The organism is Allobosea sp. LC85 (genome assembly GCF_000735605.1).
Taxonomy (GTDB): domain Bacteria; phylum Pseudomonadota; class Alphaproteobacteria; order Rhizobiales; family Beijerinckiaceae; genus Allobosea.
Genome location: NZ_JPKG01000028.1, coordinates 185007 through 201482, shown reverse-complemented (window position 1 = coordinate 201482; position 16476 = coordinate 185007). Strand labels below are relative to the sequence as shown.

14 protein-coding genes and 1 riboswitch are annotated in these 16476 nt (G+C 66.2%); of the genes, 1 reads left to right on the top strand and 13 read right to left on the bottom strand.

Features of this window, described 5'->3' with window-relative positions; translation table 11 throughout:
- Window positions 1-93 precede the first annotated feature (93 nt).
- The 5 genes from FG93_RS14540 to FG93_RS14520 form a co-directional block, all read right to left on the bottom strand.
- The gene (locus FG93_RS14540) at window positions 94-2424 is read right to left on the bottom strand and encodes a TIM-barrel domain-containing protein (protein WP_052513768.1); all 2331 of its coding nucleotides are present in this window, start codon (window positions 2422-2424) and stop codon (window positions 94-96) included.
- Window positions 2425-2442: 18 nt separating this feature from the next.
- The gene (locus FG93_RS14535; RefSeq protein WP_043235450.1) at window positions 2443-3528 is read right to left on the bottom strand and encodes an ABC transporter ATP-binding protein; all 1086 of its coding nucleotides are present in this window, start codon (window positions 3526-3528) and stop codon (window positions 2443-2445) included.
- A gap of 18 nt (window positions 3529-3546) precedes the next feature.
- Window positions 3547-4611 (bottom strand): carbohydrate ABC transporter permease, encoded by a 1065-nt coding sequence (locus tag FG93_RS14530; RefSeq protein ID WP_043235448.1) that lies wholly within the window; start codon window positions 4609-4611, stop codon window positions 3547-3549.
- A gap of 1 nt (window position 4612) precedes the next feature.
- On the bottom strand, window positions 4613-5554 hold the full coding sequence (locus FG93_RS14525) for a carbohydrate ABC transporter permease (RefSeq protein ID WP_081881560.1): 942 nt from the start codon (window positions 5552-5554) through the stop codon (window positions 4613-4615).
- Between the two features lie 139 nt (window positions 5555-5693).
- Entirely contained in the window at window positions 5694-6974 is a 1281-nt protein-coding gene (locus FG93_RS14520) for an ABC transporter substrate-binding protein (RefSeq protein WP_043235447.1), read from the bottom strand.
- Window positions 6975-7192: 218 nt separating this feature from the next.
- On the opposite strand from FG93_RS14520, the gene FG93_RS14515 reads away from it, so the two are divergent.
- Window positions 7193-8209, top strand: a complete 1017-nt coding sequence (locus tag FG93_RS14515; protein ID WP_043235623.1) for a LacI family DNA-binding transcriptional regulator — start codon at window positions 7193-7195, stop codon at window positions 8207-8209.
- On the opposite strand, the gene FG93_RS14510 is transcribed toward FG93_RS14515, so the two are convergent.
- The 8 genes from FG93_RS14510 to FG93_RS14480 form a co-directional block, all read right to left on the bottom strand.
- The gene (locus tag FG93_RS14510; RefSeq protein ID WP_052513767.1) at window positions 8206-8604 is read right to left on the bottom strand and encodes a hypothetical protein; all 399 of its coding nucleotides are present in this window, start codon (window positions 8602-8604) and stop codon (window positions 8206-8208) included. The two genes, FG93_RS14515 and FG93_RS14510, sit on opposite strands and share 4 nt — an antisense overlap.
- A complete protein-coding gene (locus FG93_RS14505; RefSeq protein WP_043235445.1) occupies window positions 8591-9391 on the bottom strand; it encodes an ABC transporter ATP-binding protein in 801 nt (266 codons plus the stop codon). The genes FG93_RS14510 and FG93_RS14505 overlap by 14 nt, the downstream gene beginning before the upstream one ends.
- Window positions 9391-10416 carry an iron ABC transporter permease gene (locus FG93_RS14500; protein WP_043235442.1) on the bottom strand — a complete coding sequence of 342 codons (1026 nt, stop codon included), beginning with the start codon at window positions 10414-10416 and terminating at the stop codon, window positions 9391-9393. The genes FG93_RS14505 and FG93_RS14500 overlap by 1 nt, the downstream gene beginning before the upstream one ends.
- Window positions 10413-11282 (bottom strand): ABC transporter substrate-binding protein, encoded by an 870-nt coding sequence (locus FG93_RS14495; RefSeq protein WP_152579439.1) that lies wholly within the window; start codon window positions 11280-11282, stop codon window positions 10413-10415. The genes FG93_RS14500 and FG93_RS14495 overlap by 4 nt, the downstream gene beginning before the upstream one ends.
- Window positions 11279-13222 carry a TonB-dependent siderophore receptor gene (locus tag FG93_RS14490; RefSeq protein WP_244448618.1) on the bottom strand — a complete coding sequence of 648 codons (1944 nt, stop codon included), beginning with the start codon at window positions 13220-13222 and terminating at the stop codon, window positions 11279-11281. The genes FG93_RS14495 and FG93_RS14490 overlap by 4 nt, the downstream gene beginning before the upstream one ends.
- 118 nt (window positions 13223-13340) lie before the next feature.
- A riboswitch (cobalamin riboswitch) is annotated at window positions 13341-13542 on the bottom strand.
- Window positions 13543-13559: 17 nt separating this feature from the next.
- Window positions 13560-13736 (bottom strand): cbb3-type cytochrome oxidase assembly protein CcoS, encoded by a 177-nt coding sequence (ccoS, locus tag FG93_RS31845; protein ID WP_081881548.1) that lies wholly within the window; start codon window positions 13734-13736, stop codon window positions 13560-13562.
- Complete coding sequence (locus FG93_RS14485) at window positions 13733-15940, bottom strand: heavy metal translocating P-type ATPase (RefSeq protein ID WP_043235619.1); 2208 nt, start codon at window positions 15938-15940, stop codon at window positions 13733-13735. Before FG93_RS14485 ends, ccoS begins: the two co-directional genes overlap by 4 nt.
- Window positions 15941-15945: 5 nt before the next feature.
- Window positions 15946-16470 (bottom strand): FixH family protein, encoded by a 525-nt coding sequence (locus FG93_RS14480; protein WP_052513765.1) that lies wholly within the window; start codon window positions 16468-16470, stop codon window positions 15946-15948.
- Window positions 16471-16476 lie beyond the last annotated feature (6 nt).

The window sequence follows — 16476 nt, the reverse complement described above, 5'->3', positions numbered from 1 at the left end:
TCGGACCGAAAGGTGGAATCCGCTTTTCGGAAAAATCCGATGCAATGCAAAGAGATAGATCGCCGCATTGCGTCCTGTAGGGCGAACGGCGATCTAATCCTGCATCGAGAAATCGAACTGGGAAGATCGTGCAGGAAGCGCCAGTTGGGCCAGTCCAACAAGGCGGACCTTGAGCACAAGGGGGGAGCTCGGCGCCCCATCCGCGGTGATGGCCGACAGGGTGGCGCCATCTGCCGTCTGGTTCAACTCGAACGCGACGCAGCGACCGGCTTCGCGCCACTGCGCTGTGTCGCCATCGTCAAGATAGAGCGTGCCCGAGCCGTGGCCGGATGAGGCTCCGAAGGCGGCGAGGACCAAGCCTTCGCTGGTTTCCGTCGGAACGAGCGCGCCTGCGCGCGCAAAGAGCGGAAGGCGTCCGAGTGGCGCGTCGAGGCGAACCGTCCGGCCTCCTTCGAAATGCTTGCCGTCGTGCCAGTCATACCAGCCACCGGGATGTCCGGGCAGGTAGAGTTCGCGCTGCGTCTCGCCCTCTTCCAGCACCGGAGCGACCAGGAGATCGGGGCCGAGCATGAAGGCATCCTGGACAGCGCGCGCGGCCCTGTCGGCGGGAAAATCGAAGAACAGCGGCCGGACGACCGGGACGTCATCGCGCGTCGCGCGCCACATCTGCGTGTAGAGATAGGGCAGGAGACGATGGCGCAGCTCGATCGCGGCGCGCACCTGTGGCAGGACCTCGAGATGCATCCAGGGCTGGTTGACCGTGCCGTCTTCCTTCCAGGAATTCATCACCATGCGCGGCCAGAGCGCGCAGAATTCGACGAAGCGGCAGAACAGCTCCGGACCAGGGCTTGGTCCGTGAAAGCCGCCGACATCGTGACCGATATTGTAGAGCCCCGACAGGCTCATATTGAGCCCCTGCGTCAGGTTGAAGCGCAGCGTCTTCCAGGCCGTTTCATTGTCGCCGGACCAGGTCTGACCGTAACGGGCAATGCCGGCCCCGCCGCCCCGAGTGATGACATAGGGGCGCCTCCCGGGGGCGTGGGAGGCCTGCGTCTCGAAGGAAAGCTTCGTCATCAGAATCGGTTGCGCCGGGCGGCCAAGGCTTTGCGCGAAGGGGCGGCCGTCTCCGGCGCAGATCGCATCCTCGTCCCAGATCTCGAACTCGTTGTTGTCGTTCCAGACCGAGGTGACGCCATAGTCGAGCAGCGCGGTCCTGAGGCCGTCCTGCCACCAGTCCCGCGCCGCGGGGTTGGTGAAGTCGACATGGAACCCGAGCCCGTCCCAGAACTGCGCCACGGCTGGATGACCCGTGGCGCCGTCCCTGACGACGAGGCTGCCGTCGACGGCCTCCGCCAGGCGCGGATGGTCGTCGAGAAGGCAGGGCTTGATGTTGGTGACCGGCTGCATGCCGGCGTCCTTGAGGCGCTGCATGGTCGCTGCCGGATCAGGAAATTTCTCCCTGTTCCAATTGAAGACGTAGCGCCGCGGGCCGATCGAGGTATAGCCCGAGCCGAAATGGAAGCTGTCGCAGCGGATGCCGTGCCTGCGGCAATCCTCGACGAAGCCGGTGATGCGGGCGTCGGCATCGGGCGCATCGGCGATCGCCATCGAGGTCATGGCGAAGCCGAGCGACCAGCGCGGCGGGAAGGCCTGGCCGCCGGTCAGCCAGGAAAAGCGGCGGACGACGTCGGGAACGGTCGGGCCGGCAAGGATGTAGCAGTCGAGATCGCCGTCATCGGCCCGATAGGACCGGAACAGGCCGTGATAGTTGTCCAGCGTGCAGCCGAGATCGACCGCACCGGTGGCGAGATTGTCGTAGAACACGCCATGCGCGCCCTGCGCCCCGTCGACGATGAAGAAGGGCAGCATCTTGTAGAGCGGGTCCGAGAGCTCTGCGTCGAAGCCGCAGGGATCGACCGCGTCGATGGCGAAGCGGCGCCCGGTTCGATCGAGCGGTCCCGCCTTGTCGCCAAGACCGTAATGACGGTCGTCGGCTGCACGTTCCATGGCGTGCAGGAGGGCGCCGGTCTGGCGCGACAGGAAATAGGCCTGCGTACGGCGATCCCGCAGGAAGGGCGCAGTTTCGCCCTCGCGCCGCCAGGCGATGCCGAAGGGCACAAGCGTGACCTCCGCCGCAAGGCCGGCGGCCGAAACCGTGACCATGCCCGCGCCTTCGGTCAGCGTGGCAACCGGGTTCGCAAATCCGGATACGTCATCGCGCGGGCGGCCTTCATAGGGCGGCTCGGCGCCATCGGGTGCGATCGACCAGCCGCGGTCCAGGCGATAGCCCTCGGCGCGCCTCAGCGTGACCCGGCCGATATCACGGTCGAGAATCTGGACCCGGATCGTCGCGCCTTGGCCGACATCGAAGAGGACAGCGTTCCCGTCGCGGCCGCGCAGGCGACCTTCGGTCAGGGCTTTCATGATGTGACTCCTGGAAGATCAGGCAGAGGGTGACGCGAGCGCCGTTCCGGCCTCGTCGAAAAGGTGCAACTGGCCCGGCGCGAAGCGGATCGCGACCGTGTCGCCGCGCTTGAGGCGGGTCTGACCGTCCTGGCGCAGGGTGATCTGCGGAAGGCCCGGCGTCGATGCATAGACGAAGGTCTCGCCGCCAAGCTGCTCCACGAGATCGATGCTCAGGTTGAGATCGCCGCCATCGGAGACGATTGCGATGTGCTCCGGCCGGGCGCCGAGCGTGAGTGCGGCTCCGGCTTTCAGGCCGGATACCGGGCGGTCGAGGGCGAGTTCGCTTTCTCCGAGCATGAGGCGCAGGACGCCATCATCCGAACGCACCTTCGCGGGCAGGAGGTTCATGCGCGGCGAGCCGATGAAGCCGGCGACGAAGACATTGCTGGGGCTGTTATAGAGTGTGAGCGGCGAGCCGATCTGCTCGATGCGGCCGGCCCGCAGCACCACGATCCTGTCGGCCAGGGTCATCGCCTCGACCTGGTCGTGGGTGACATAGATCATCGTGCCGCCGAGTTCGGCATGGAGCGCGGCGAGTTCCTTGCGGGTCGCGACGCGCAGCTCCGCATCGAGATTGGACAGGGGCTCGTCGAACAGGAAGATCTTTGGGTCGCGCACGATGGCCCGGCCGATGGCGACCCGCTGGCGTTGGCCGCCGGAGAGGGCCTTGGGCTTGCGCTCGAGATAGTCGGTGAGGCGCAGCATCGTGCCGGCGCGCGAGACGCGCGCTTCGATCTCGGCCGGCTTCAGGCCCATGTTCTCGAGCGCGAACGCCATGTTCTTGCGCACGCTCATATGGGGGTAGAGCGCATAGGACTGGAACACCATCGCAAGGCCGCGATCGGAAGCGGGAACATCGGTCACCCGCGTGCCATCGATGAAGATGTCGCCGTCGCTCACGGTCTCAAGCCCGGCGATGACGCGCAGGAGTGTCGACTTCCCACAGCCGGAGGGCCCGACGAAGACGACGAACTCGCCGTTCTTCACCTCGAGGTCGATGCCGTGCAGTACATCGACGGGTCCGAAGGACTTACGGGCGCCGACCAGTTTCAGTTCAGCCATGGTGCGGATCTCGGTCGGTCATTTCATCCCCGTTGAGCCGATGCCCGTCGTGATGCAGCGCTGGAGGAAGACGAAGACGAGCGCGACGGGCAGCAACGTCACCACCGTCATCGCGAGCAGGTAGTGCCACTGCGTCTGCAGCTCGCCCTGGAAGGCATTGAGGCCGATCTGAAGCGTGTAGACTTCGGTTTTTGTGAGAACGGCGAGCGGCCAGAGGAACTCGTTCCAGCGCCACATGATCGAGAAGATGGCGAGGACCGCGAGCGCCGGCAGGGTCAGCGGCATGACGATGCGCCAGTAGATCTGCCACTCCGAGGCCTTGTCCATCCGCGCCGCCTCGATGAGATCCCTCGGCAGGGTCAGCATGTACTGGCGTAGCAGGAACACCCCGGTTGGCGTCGCCGCGCCCGGCAGGATGACGGCCCAGAGCGAATTGACGAGGCCGAGTTCGGTGACGACCAGGTAGACCGGGACGAGAATGATGGTGATCGGGATCATCAAGGTGCCGATCACGGCGAGCAGCGCCGCGTTCTTGCCCCTGAACTCGTAGACGGAGAGCGCATAGGCCGCCATCGAGTTGATCAGCAGCGTGATCAGCGTCGCCACCACCGTCACGAAGACGGAATTGCCGAGGAAGCGCAGGAAGGCGAAGCGCTCCAGCGGCTCGGTGTAGTTTTCCGTGGCGAAGGCCATCTTCCGAACTGGCTCGCGCTTGTCGAGCGCCACGCGGAACTGCTGCGAGGGGTCCTTCGGATCGACCATCTGGGCAACGAGGCCGACGCGGCGCAGCTGCGCCAGCTCGCGGACCGAGCCGTCAGGCAGGGTGACGCGAAAGAGCGGCAGGGGCTGCGGCTGTCCCGGCACGGTCACCTCGACCTGCGCGAGCGGCAGGAGGGAGGGCGGGAACTCGAGCAGCGCGCCTTGCGTCTTGAACGAGGACAGGACGAGCCACAACACCGGGCCGAACATCAGGATGCAGCCGAGTGCGAGATAGGCGTAGGCAGCGATGTCGGTCCAGTGCAGCGGCGCGCCGGAGCCGCCACGACGCCGGCCTGCGAAGCGAGCGAGGCGCGAAGCTGCCATCTCAGCGTTCCTTCTGCCGGGTCACGGCGAGCTGGAGCAGGGTCAGAACGAAGAGCACGATGCCGAGGACGACGGAGGCCGCGGCGGCAAGTCCGAAATTCTGCACCTGGTTGGAGAATGCCGTTTCGTAGATGTACTGCACGACCATCAGCGTTGCGGTGCCGGGGCCGCCTCCCGTCAGCACGAAGACCTCGTCGAAGGTCTGTACCCCCTTGATCAGCGAGAGCACGATGACGACGATCATGTTGGGCCAGAGCAGCGGCAGCGTGATCCGCCGGAAGACGCGCCAGCGCGGGGTGGCATCCATTTGCGCGGCCTCGTAGAGGTCGGACGGGATCGCCTGCAGGCCCGCGAGCAGGATCAGGGTGTAGAGGCCCATATGGGCCCAGATCGAGACGAAGACCGCCCAGAACATCGCCCAGCCGGGATCGACGAAGAACAGGATCTTCTGGCCGCCGAAAGTGGTGATCGCCGCATTGAGCAGGCCGTCGCGCTGCAGGATCCATTTCCAGATCAGTGCGACGACGACGGGGGAGAGCAGGACGGGGAAGAAATAGACGGCACGGAAGAAACCGCGGCCTCGGATCTTCATGTTGAGGATCACGGCGGTCAGTAGCGACAGGAGCACCATCGCGGTGACTTGGAAGACGACGAACTTCGCCGTGTTGGCGACGCCGCGCCAGAAATGATCCTCGCGGCAGCTGTTCGGATCGAGGAACGAACCGCAGTCGAAGAGGTAGGCGTATTGGTCGAGGCCGGCGAAGGGGCGCTGCGACGGGAACAGCGCGGTCCCCCCGGTGACGGAGAAGACCACATTGATCGCGATCGGCAGGAAGACGAACAGGCCGAAGAAGACGAAATTGGGCAGCAGGAAGACATAGGGCATCCGCTTCGCGCCGATGGCGCGCTGGATCGCCTTCATCGGCCGGTCGACGAGCCCCATCGCGAAGCCGACGAGACGGCCGACGGAACGGCCGATGACTTGGCCCGTCGCGGCCAGCGCCTGCCGACGCAAGCCGCCGCCTTCCTGCACCGCCACAGAGGGGAGTTCGGTCACCGCCGTCGCCCTGTCTTCCGCGCCGTTACTTCTTGGCGCGCTCGGCCATTTGCTGGTCGACGTCGGCGGTGATCCGCTTATAGGCCTCGTCCAGGGTGGTCTCGCCCGAGATGGCCTGGCCGAGCCGGCTGATCACCGCGTTGAAGATGATGCGGCTGTTGACGTATCCCTGAAGCGCAAAGGCCAGCGGGGCGACTTCGCTCGCCTGCGTCGAGAACACCTTGAGCGCGGCCTTCGCCTGCGGGCTGGCGCTGGGGTAATCGACGCCCTTCTTTGCAAGGCCCAGATGCCCGGGAACGAACAGGGTCCGCGAATAAAACTCCGACAACACGGGTTCGCTCGCGAGATAATCCATCACGCGGGCTACTTCCTTGGGGTATTTCGTCGACTTGATTGCAACCAGTCCGGCGCCGCCCGGCATGCTGGTGCAGCCGCCCGGGCCGCAGGGATTGGGCACCGCGACCCAGTCGAAGGCGTTGCCGACCGTCTTGTCGAACTGGCTCGTCTGCCACGAGCCCGACAGATACATCACGACCTGCGCGTTCTTGAATTCCTCGTTCGCGCCGCGATAGGCGGTGCCGGAGACCGAGCCCCATAGCTCCTTCGACATCACGCCGGACTTGTGCCAGCCGTAGATCATCTGCGCTGCGCGCTTGAAGCCTTCGTCCACGACCACGGGTTGACCGTCAGCGCCGAAGATCTTGGCACCCTCGGCGAGGGCGACGGCATAGAAGCGATGGCCCGAGCGATCGAGCGCGATCGGGAAGGGGGCCTGGACCTTGGCGGCAACGTCCTTGGTGGCCTTGGCCCAATCCTCCCAGGTCGCCCGCACGCCCGGCATCGCGACGCCGGCCTGCTCGAACAGGGTCTTGTTGACGAAGGGGCCGGTGACGGTGAGCTGCGTCATGAAGCCGGGAATCGACTTGCTATCGTCGGCCGGGCGCATCCATTGCAGGAACGGCCCGAAATTCTGGTTCCAGTAGCCGGTGTCCTTGAGATAGGGCGTGAGATCGAGCGTGTAGCGCGAGATGCCGCCGAGATCGACGACGCGCGCCATGTCGGGGCCCTGGCCTGAGGCGAGCTGAACCGGCAGGTTCTCGTTGATCGCCTTGTAGGGGACCTGGTCGAGGATGACCTTGATGTCCTTGTTCTGCTCCTCGAATCGCTTGAGCAGATCGGCGAGCACCTCGCCCTCGTTTCCATCGGAATACCACGCCATGCGGAGCGTCGTCTGTGCATGGACCGGGCTGCAGATCGCGCTGCCGGCCATGAGGGCGAACAGCAATGGCACTCCGAAACGCTTCATCTTCTTCCTCCCTTGTCGCTCTGCACGGCGCCTGAAGCGGGCTTGAGGCAGACGAATCCGCGTTGGCCAGCCGTCCGCTGACGGTCGGGTGCGAATGAGACGTTTCCTCTAGGCCTGCTCGGGCAAGCTCTTGTTTTTTAGCTTGGCAAACGTTTGCCTAACTTGTCAATCTGACTTGCGTGCTCGACATCGGCAGGCAGGCGATGGAACAAGGAGCCATGGACAAGGCCGAACGATCAGCGCTGGGCGAGGTCTCGCTGGCCACCGTGGCGGAGCAGGCCGGGGTCTCGGTATCCACGGTTTCGCGAATCGTGAACGGCGAGACCGGGCGTGCCTCGGCCGACACGGTGGCGCGCGTTCGCGAAGCGATCAGCGCCGTCGGCTACCGGCCGAACCATGTCGGCCGCACCCTGAGGCGGCGGGAAAGCCGGGTGGTCGCAATGCTCGCGGCCAATCTCGACAATCCGATCATGGCAACGATTGCGGCGGCGACCGAGACTGCCTTGCGCTCGGCCGGCTATGTCATGATCCTGTGCGACACGCATGATCGCGCCGATCTGCAGGACGAATATCTTCATGCCATGCGCGCGCAGGTGGTGAAGGGCTATGTTCTGGTCGGCTGCGTTGCGAGCCCCGAGCTGGAGCGCTTCGCAGCGCAGGGGGTGCCGATGGTCTTCGCGACACGTCGCAATCCCTATGGCGGTGGTGCTTTCGTTGGGATCGACGACAAACTGGCGGGCGCGCAAGTGGCGGATCGCTTCCTTGCCTCTGGGAACGTACGGCTTGCTGTCGTCCATCCCCGGAAGGGGTCGTCCGCTACGCGCGATCGCGTCGCGGGCTTTCAGGCACGCCTTGTCGAGCGCGGAAGCGGACCAGATCGCGTGATCGAGGCGATGGGCAATGGGGCGTCGCATCTCGAGGTCGGCTATGATGCGGCCGACGCGCTCTTCGCCATGTCGGACCCGCCCCGGGCGGTTCTCTGCGTCAGCGACCAGATCGCCTATGGCGTCTATCGCCGGGCGCGCGAGCGCGGCATCAGAATCCCGGAGGATTGCTATCTGGTCAGCATCGACGGGAGCTCGCTCAATCGCTGGATCGCGCCCTGGCTCGCTTCGATCCGCATCGAATATCCCCGCTATGGCGACGAGATCCTGCGCAGCCTGCAGGCGATCTGGAGCGGAGAAGCCGCTGGGGATCGCCTCGTGCCGCATGAGTTCGGGGACCTTGTGGGCTAACGGCGCTCGGCTGAGGTTTCGAGACTGACGTCGAAGAGGAGGCCCTCGCGGTCCTGCTCGCGCAGGGCGTCGCGGTCAGGGCCGAGCTCGGTCAGGACCGTGCGCCGGTTCATCGCGCGGGCAGTCTCGGGCAGGCAGAGCGCGATGCGGTGGTTCCGGCCCTGGCCTGTGGCGGATTCGGATGCAAAGGGCGTCACGCCGGTCAGACCGCCGAAACCAATGCCGCCGGGCGCAGTCGTGGCCGCAAGGAGGTGAGTCTTATCAGCGAGCTGAACGGTTTCGTTCGAAGGGTGCATGAACTCGGCAATGGCGCCAAAGGTGCCGAGATTCCATCGCGAGGCGGGATCGGCGAGATGGGCGCGCAGGAGCGCACGAATGTCGTCAGGGACGATCATGTCGCGGCTGTTCCGATGTGAGGCGCCGCCAGGGCAGCAGGTAGGGTGCGCCGGCTTCCGAACCACGGGCTGCGATAATGCCGAAGACGGCAGCCAGATTGGCGTCGCTGAGGACGCTTCCAGGTGAACCATCGGCGATGAGCCTGCCGCGATCGAGCAGGATCAGGCGATCGCAGAACCGCGCGGCCAGCGTCAGGTCATGCAGGATGACCGCCACGCCGGTGCCGCCGGCAGCTGTCCGGTGCAGGAGTTCCATGACCTCGAGCTGGTGCAGCGGGTCGAGCGCCGCGAGAGGTTCGTCGGCGAGCAGGATCGACGCCTCGACGGCGAGCGCGCGTGCCAGCAGCACGCGCATGCGCTCGCCGCCCGAGAGGGTCTCGACTGTCCTGTCGGCAAACGCGGTGGCATCAGTCGCTGCCAAGGCGCGCGTGATTGCGGCGCGATCCGCCTCGTTCTCGCCGGCAAAGGGCTGGCGATGCGGCAGCCGCCCAAGCCCGACCAGGGCCTCCGCACGCATCGACCAGTGCACTGCGCCGCCTTGCGCAAGGAAGGCGATGCGCCGCGCCAATTCCTTGCGCCCGAAGCTCTGAGCGGACAGGCCGTCATAGCGCACCTGGCCGGAATCCGGCGTGATGAGGTCGGCGAGCACGCGCAGCAAGGTCGTCTTGCCGGCGCCGTTGGGGCCGATCAGCCCGACCATTTCGCCTGCCGAGAGCGCGATATCGATGTCACGCAGGATCGGCTTTCCACCGAGCCTGAGCGATAATCCTTTGGCTTCGATCTTCATCAGACCTCCCGCCGCAGGCGATGGATCAGGTGGAACAGGAACGGTGCGCCGATCAGCGCCGTGACCACGCCGAGCTTCAATTCGGGCCGGATCGGGGCGAGTCGCAGCGCGGTATCGGCGGCGAGCGTCAGGATCGCCCCGCCGAAGCCGCTGACGAGCAGCAACCGGCCGGGTCGGTTGCCGACCAGCGGACGCAGCAGATGCGGCACGACGAGGCCGACGAAGCCGATCGCGCCGGTGACCGCGACCGCGCTTCCCACGGCGAATGCAGCACCACCGATCAGCCTGGCGCGCAGCCAGGTCAGGTCGAAGCCGAGACTCTTGGCCGTATCCTCGCCCAGGGTGAGTGCGTCGAGGGCAGGCGCGGTCGAAAGCAGCAGCAGCCAGCCGAGGAGCATCGGCGGCAGCACCAGCCAGACATGGAGCAGGCTTCGGTCGGCGAGCGAGCCCATCAGCCAGAACACGATTTCCAGCGCGGCGTAGGGATTTGGCGCGAGGTTGAGCGCAAGCGCGGTCATCGCTCCGGCGAAGCTGTTGATCGCGACGCCTGCGAGGATCAGCGTCATCGTTCCGGCGCCGCGCCCCAGGAAGGCGTAGAGCAGAAGCGTTGCCAGTGCCGCACCGGCCATGCCGCCCAGCGGGAGGGCAAGCGCCATCGTCGCCGACAAACCACTGTAGAAGACGACGACTGCGCCGAAGGCGGCGGCGCTCGAAATTCCGAGGATTCCGGGTTCGGCAAGGGGATTGCGCAGCAGGCCCTGCATGGCGGCGCCCGCAAGCCCGAGGCTGAAACCGACAAGCGCGCCAAGCAGCGCGCGCGGCAGGCGGAGTTCGACAAGGACGAGCGCCGGCAGGGTCTTTTGCCCGGCGAAGGCGTCGGCGAGCGCGGTCTTGATGTCGAGTGGCGCATAGCCCACCGCGATGGAAACGAGCATCATGGCCAGCATCAGCAGGGCCAGCATGACAATGAGCCGCGCCAGCTTCGGCGCCACGCCCCGTGCCCTGGCCCGAACCGCGATTGTCATGAGCGCGATCCTTGCGTGCGGAAGGCGGCCAGCAGCTCGATTGCATCGAGCACGGCCGGGCCGGCGCAGGTCCAGAGCTTCGAGGGGAGGGCGACGAGCCGGAGCCGCTCGCCGAGCTTCGCCAGGAGCGGATGAGCGAGGATCTCATGGGCGAGCGAGGGCGGCCCATCCGGCGTGGTGTTGAGGATCAGCATGTCGGCCCGGCTGAGCGCAACCGTTTCCAGCGCGATCTGGCCGTAGCTGTCGATGCCGAGTTCGGCGGCGAGATTGGTCAGACCGGCGTGGGTCAGGATCTCGTCCACCAGGGAGCCGCGCCCGACCGTGAATCCGTTCGGCCGCAGCACCAGCGCCCTGGAATGGCCCGCGCTCCGGTTGGCGGCGAGCGGTTCGAGGCGCCGGTCGATCGCTGCGATCAGGGCCGTGCCGCGTTCCGCCTCGCCCAGCAAGGCCGCCATCTCGGTGATCTGGGCACGCATTTCGGCGAGATTGCGCGGCACGCCGAATTCGCGGACGGGAACACCCGCTTTCTTCAGCAGCGCGACCGTGCTGCGCGTCGTGTAGGCGCCGGCGATGATCAGGTCGGGCTTGTAGCTCAGCACCTCCTCGACCAGCCCGTGATTGGCCGGGATGGTCCTGGCAATCTCGGCCATATTGGCGTTGCGCGGATCCTGGGAAATCCAGGTGACAGAGGCGATGCGCTCGCGCTCGGCGAGCCGCAGCACCAGTTCGTCAGTGCACATGTTGAGCGAGACGATGCGGGAAGGCCTTGCCGGAGCTTCGGCGGCCATCAGGCCACCGAAACCGAGGGAGAGGCCAAGCGCCAGCACGGCGCCGCCGGACATCATGCGGGCTGCCCGGCGCTTCACAGCGCGACCCTCAAGCCGCCATAGGCGCTCAGGCCGGGCACCAGGAAGCCGACCGGGTTCTCGTAGCGCTTGTCCAGCAGGTTATCGATGCGGCCGAAGACATTGAGCGTGTCCGTCGCCTTGTACTCGGCGGCGAGATTGACGATGGCCGCGCCCGGCGCCCGCATGCGCGAGATCGAGAAGTCACGGTTTCCGTCGACGCGCTCACCCACATAGATCAGCGTCGCCGAAAGGGTGAGCTTGTCAACCGGGGTCCAGCTCGCCGTCACGCTGGCCTTGTGGCGGGGACGGCGCAGCAGTTCCTGTCGGGCGATGTCGTCCTTGGCAATGGTGAAGGTGTAGTCGGTCCGCACTTTGAACTGCGGCGAGATTTCGAGCGCGGCAAAGGCTTCGACGCCCTTGGTCGTGGCCTTGCCGATATTGGCATAGGAGTTCCGCGCCACGTTGGTGACGATGAGGTTCTCGATGTCGTTGTGGAAATAGGTGGCGCCGAACCCGACCTTGTCAGCGAACAGAGGCTGCTCGAAGCCGAGATCCCAGCCGCGGCTTTCCTCCGGCTTCAGGTTGGGATTGCCGAAGAAGTTGAAGGCCGGGCGAGAATCGCTGAAGCGCTCGCTCAGGGTCGGGGCCTTGAACCCTGTGCCGTAGCTCGCCTTCAGCTTGGTTTCGGTCCCCGGCACGATATAGGCCGGCGCGATGCGGTAGGTCGTGTGGCCGCCGAAACTCTCGTCACCGTCGTAGCGGATGTTCGAGACCATGAAGAGCCGGTCGCTGAAGTTCGACTGCAGTTCGGCGAAGGCACCAGTATTGCCGTTGGACGCGGTGAGTGCGCGTGTTTCCAGCCGCTCGCGCTCGTATTGCAGGCCCATCACCAGGGTCTGGCCCGTCATCAGCTCAAGGTCGCCACGCCAGTCGACCTTGGTGCGCTCGCCGAGGTTCTCTGTCGGCAGGCCGAGGATACCAATGGCATTCGGCGTGCGGCCGGAGCGATCCTGATTGCTGTAGGACAGGCCGAAGCGATTGACGAAGCGCCCACCAAGCGGATCCCAGACGACCTCTCCGCGGGTGAAGGCCTGCTTGTAGTCCTGGCTGCTGCGGAAGCCGCTGGGCGTGCTCGGAAAGCCGGAATCGCCGGTGAAGAGCAGGTAGCCGTCATTGTAGCGACCGACCCAGTTCAGCGACAGCGTATCGGACAGCGCGACGCCGAACCGGGCCGAGTAGGTCCAGTTGTCGTAGGAATTCGGATTGATGCGGCGCCCCGGTGGCACGAGCCCGGGAGGTGTCACCGGCGTCGAATCCGATTTGAAATGAGCGATGCTGAGGGCGTAGTTGAAGCGGTCATCGCCGCCGCTCAGACCGACCGACTGGTTGAAGGTGCCGTATGAGCCCGCCTCGGCGCGGGCCGTCAGCTTCGGCGGACCCTCGCCGCGCTTGGTCGTGATCGAGATGACGCCGCCGAGCGCGTTGGCGCCGTAGAGGCCGCTTTGCGGACCGCGCAGCACCTCGATGCGCTCGATGTCGTCGGTCAGTATTGAGCCGAAATCGAAGGAGCGGTTCGGGGTCGACGGGTCGTTGGCCTCGATGCCGTCGATCAACACCTTGACGTGGTTGGAGTTGGTGCCGCGGATGAAGACCGAGGTCAGCCCGCCCGGCCCGCCGGCCTGCACGATAGTGAGGCCGGGGACGGCGGCCAACGCCTGCGGCAGGGTCCGGCGCTGCTCGCGCTGGATGTCACCGGCGGTGATGACGGTTACGGAATTGGCGATCTCGCGCGCGGGCGTTGGCCGCGTTGTGGCGCTAACGACGATTTCGTCGAGGGCAATCGATTCGGTGGCGGACTGGGCGGAGGCCTGGCTGGCGGGTAGGGAGCCGGCGGAGACAAGGAGCAGCAGGGCGACGAGCTGCCGGCTGCGCCGGGCAAGCTTGGGAGGGCGGATCACGATGGGACCTCGGCGTTGACGTCAGTGGCACGTCACCGCGAACGCGAGGCCCCGCCCGCTGCCCTTAGCCAGCGTGCAGTTCAACAAGCGATCGAAACACCCCGTCCGAACGTGTTCGCGTGTGACCACGGCTGACGGCAGGTCTCCTGGCTCGCGGGTCGGTGCCTTGACGCCGCCTTCCCAGGTCCGAGGGTCCCAGTGGCGTGTGGCGAAAGGCTCGCCGCTTACAGTTGCGGGGGCAGCCCCGGCATAGAATGGCGAACCATCCGCACCGCGTTCCCTTTTGATCCCCTAAGGGAACCGTCGCTGGCGAGGTAAGGCCGGAATGGCCGCCGCGTCAACGATCGTTGACGCGGGTGTCCCCAGGCGAACGCAGGTCGTCATCCCTCAGGATGCGCCAACTCGGTCCCTCGAGATCGCTGAACTGGCCGGTGCGCATGCACCAGAAGAAGGCGGCCAACCCCAGCAGCCCAAGACCGAGCGCCAGCGGGAACAGGATCACCAGGATATTCATGAAACCACTCCCGTATCCTGTCCGGGCAGGCCGCGTCCGGCGCGCAGTGCGTTCAGGGTGACCACCAGCGATGAGCCCGACATCGCGACGGCCGCGACCAGCGGCGTCGCGAAACCCGCGACGGCAATCGGCACCGCGACAGCGTTGTACAGCACGGCAAACCAGAGGTTCTCCAGCATGAGGTTGCGCGCCCTGCGGGCGATGCGCAGGCTGTCTGCGACTGGCATCAGGCTGTCGCCGATGAAGACGATGTCCGCCGAGGCCTGGGCCAGGTCGGTCGCACTGATCGGCGAGATCGAGACATGGGCCTTGGCAAGGGCTGGGGCGTCATTGAGCCCGTCTCCGATCATCAGCACCTTGCGCCCCCTGGCGCTGAGCCGATCAAGGGCCTTGAGTTTCTCGTCGGGACGCAGGCCGGCTTCAGCCTCCGTGATGCCGAGCGCCGATGCAACCGGCGCGACAGCCTCGCTCCGGTCGCCGGAGAGGATGCGGATTTCGAGGCCAAGTCGGCGCAGCGCGGCAATGCAGTCGCGCGCCTCCGGCCGGATTTGCTGGTCGACCGCGAAGACGGCGCATTGAATGCCATGGCGCCAGGCGATCAGGGAGGCGGTCGGATGGCGGGCGGCGACGATGGCGGCTTCGGCCCCGGCCTCGCAATAGGCGACGCTGCCGAGGCGGGTCTCGATCCCATCGACGATCGCGCTCAGGCCTGCGCCATGATTTTCACTGACGTCGCTCGCGGGAGCAGGATTGCCGGCGGCACGGGCGATGGCGCGGGAGAGGGGGTGGCGGCTTGCGGCTGCCAGCCTGCCCGCCGCCTGCAAGGTTGCGGCAGCGATCTCAGCGCCATTGACCAGATCGGGGTCTGGCAGGGTGAGGGTGCCGGTCTTGTCGAAGACAGCGACATCGGCTTCGGCGAGACGCTCCAGCGCATCGCCCTGTTTCAGCATGACCTTGCGCTTGAACAGGGCCGAGGCGGCAACGACCTGCACGGCCGGAATCGCGAGCCCCAAGGCGCAGGGGCAGGTGATGATCAGAACGGTGATGGCGATGATCAGGGCTTCCGGCCAGGACAGGCCGAAGGCCATCCAGCCCAGGAGGGTTGCGAGCGCTGTGGCGTGGACAAGCGGGGCGTAGAGCCTCGCCGCCCGGTCGGAGAGCTTGACATAGCGGGAGCGGCTTTCGACCGCGCGCGCCATCAGGGCGTCGATCTCGTCGAGCAGGGTGCCGCTGGCGGCAGCCGCGACCTTGACGGTCAAGGCTCCGGAGAGGTTCACGGTGCCGGCATAAACCTGCGTCCCGGCCATGACGGGATGCGGCAGGGTTTCACCGGTGACGAGGCTCTGGTCGATTTCGGAGGAGCCGGTCTCGATGATGCCATCGACACTAACGCGCTCGCCCGGCTGGATCAGGACGCGGTCTCCGGGGACGATGGCCGCGATCGGCGTCACCATCGCCTCGCCATTCGGCAGCAGCCGGGTCGCGGTTTCCGCCTTCAATGCGGCGAGATTGCCGGCGAGGTCGCGCGTGCGACGGCGCATCAGCTGGTCGAGATAGCGCCCGATCAGCAGGAAGAAGATCAGCATCACCGCGCCGTCGAAATAGGCATGCTCGGCGTGGTTCCAGGTTACCACCACCGACATGCCCAGCGCGAGCACGATGCCGAGGGTGATCGGCACGTCCATGTTGACTGCGCCGGCGCGCAGAGCCCGGAGCGCACTCTCGAAGAAGGGGCGGCCGGCATAGGCTGCGGTCGGCAGGGCAATCAGCGCCGAGAGCCAGTGAAAGAAGTCGCGTGTGACCGGATTGATGTCGCTGCTATTGCCCGACCAGACCGAAACCGAGAGCAGCATGATGTTCATCGAGGCGAAGCCGGCGACGCCGAGATAGCGCAACAGCCGCCTTTCCTCGCTTGTGTCGTCGTCACGCCCGGAGGTGGGCAGGAATGGGTAGGCTTTGAAGCCGAGCCGGGAAAGGCGTTCGATCACGGCCTCGGGGCGCAACGCGCCTTCCGTCCATTCCACCGTGACGCGCTTCAGCGCGAGATTGACGCGGGCGCTGAGGATACCGGCCTCATGGGCAAGGCCGTTCTCGATCGCATGCATGCAGCCGGCGCAGCGGATGTTCTCCACCGCGAGCTCCATGCCTGCGACCCCGCTCTGATGATGGCGGACGAAGACGGAGAGATCCTGCTGTGCGGCCATGCGCTTCACTCCTTCAGCATGATGCGGCTGCGGGAGGAGAAGATCGCGTCCCGATCGCGCTTCGCCTCGACCACCAGGGTCCAGGCGCCGGCATGCAGCTCCGGCACCGGCGCGCCATAGTGTCCCGGGGCGGTTTCGGTCAGCGTCACGCCGCGGTCCTGCTGCCGTGTCGCCGGGTGCTGGAGCTTCGCCTCGACTGCAAGCCCGGTCACGGCTGCGCCCGTCTTGTCCGTCAGCGAGAGCGAAACGATCGCATCGGTGCCGGCACGCGCGACCTCGGTCTGGGCCTGCCAGCCGCGTGCGGCCTGCGCCTGCATGCGCGCGATCTCGCTGTTGAAGCGCTGGCTGGTTTCGTAGGCACTCTTTACGTCGGCGCCGGGCATCGTCCGGATGGCCGAGACCATCATCACGCCATTGGCGCCCGCGACCACGATGAAGAAGCCGATCATGCCGAAGAGCACGGCGTGGCCGCTGAGCTCGAAGGGCCGGCGCCGGCCTGGCGCCGGCGGGGCTGGAAGATCGATCGGCATGATGAA

Excerpts from the sequence above, each read along its gene's own strand:
- FG93_RS14480 (WP_052513765.1), bottom strand. The coding sequence starts at position 16,470 with ATGCCGATCGATCTTCCAGCCCCGCCGGCGCCAGGCCGGCGCCGGCCC.
- FG93_RS14500 (WP_043235442.1), bottom strand. The coding sequence starts at position 10,416 with ATGACAATCGCGGTTCGGGCCAGGGCACGGGGCGTGGCGCCGAAGCTG.
- FG93_RS14485 (WP_043235619.1), bottom strand. The coding sequence starts at position 15,940 with ATGGCCGCACAGCAGGATCTCTCCGTCTTCGTCCGCCATCATCAGAGC.
- FG93_RS14525 (WP_081881560.1), bottom strand. The coding sequence starts at position 5,554 with ATGGGGCTCGTCGACCGGCCGATGAAGGCGATCCAGCGCGCCATCGGC.
- FG93_RS14535 (WP_043235450.1), bottom strand. The coding sequence starts at position 3,528 with ATGGCTGAACTGAAACTGGTCGGCGCCCGTAAGTCCTTCGGACCCGTC.
- FG93_RS14530 (WP_043235448.1), bottom strand. The coding sequence starts at position 4,611 with ATGGCAGCTTCGCGCCTCGCTCGCTTCGCAGGCCGGCGTCGTGGCGGC.
- FG93_RS14510 (WP_052513767.1), bottom strand. The coding sequence starts at position 8,604 with ATGATCGTCCCTGACGACATTCGTGCGCTCCTGCGCGCCCATCTCGCC.
- FG93_RS14520 (WP_043235447.1), bottom strand. The coding sequence starts at position 6,974 with ATGAAGCGTTTCGGAGTGCCATTGCTGTTCGCCCTCATGGCCGGCAGC.
- ccoS (WP_081881548.1), bottom strand. The coding sequence starts at position 13,736 with ATGAATATCCTGGTGATCCTGTTCCCGCTGGCGCTCGGTCTTGGGCTG.
- FG93_RS14505 (WP_043235445.1), bottom strand. The coding sequence starts at position 9,391 with ATGAAGATCGAAGCCAAAGGATTATCGCTCAGGCTCGGTGGAAAGCCG.
- FG93_RS14515 (WP_043235623.1), top strand. The coding sequence starts at position 7,193 with ATGGACAAGGCCGAACGATCAGCGCTGGGCGAGGTCTCGCTGGCCACC.
- FG93_RS14540 (WP_052513768.1), bottom strand. The coding sequence starts at position 2,424 with ATGAAAGCCCTGACCGAAGGTCGCCTGCGCGGCCGCGACGGGAACGCT.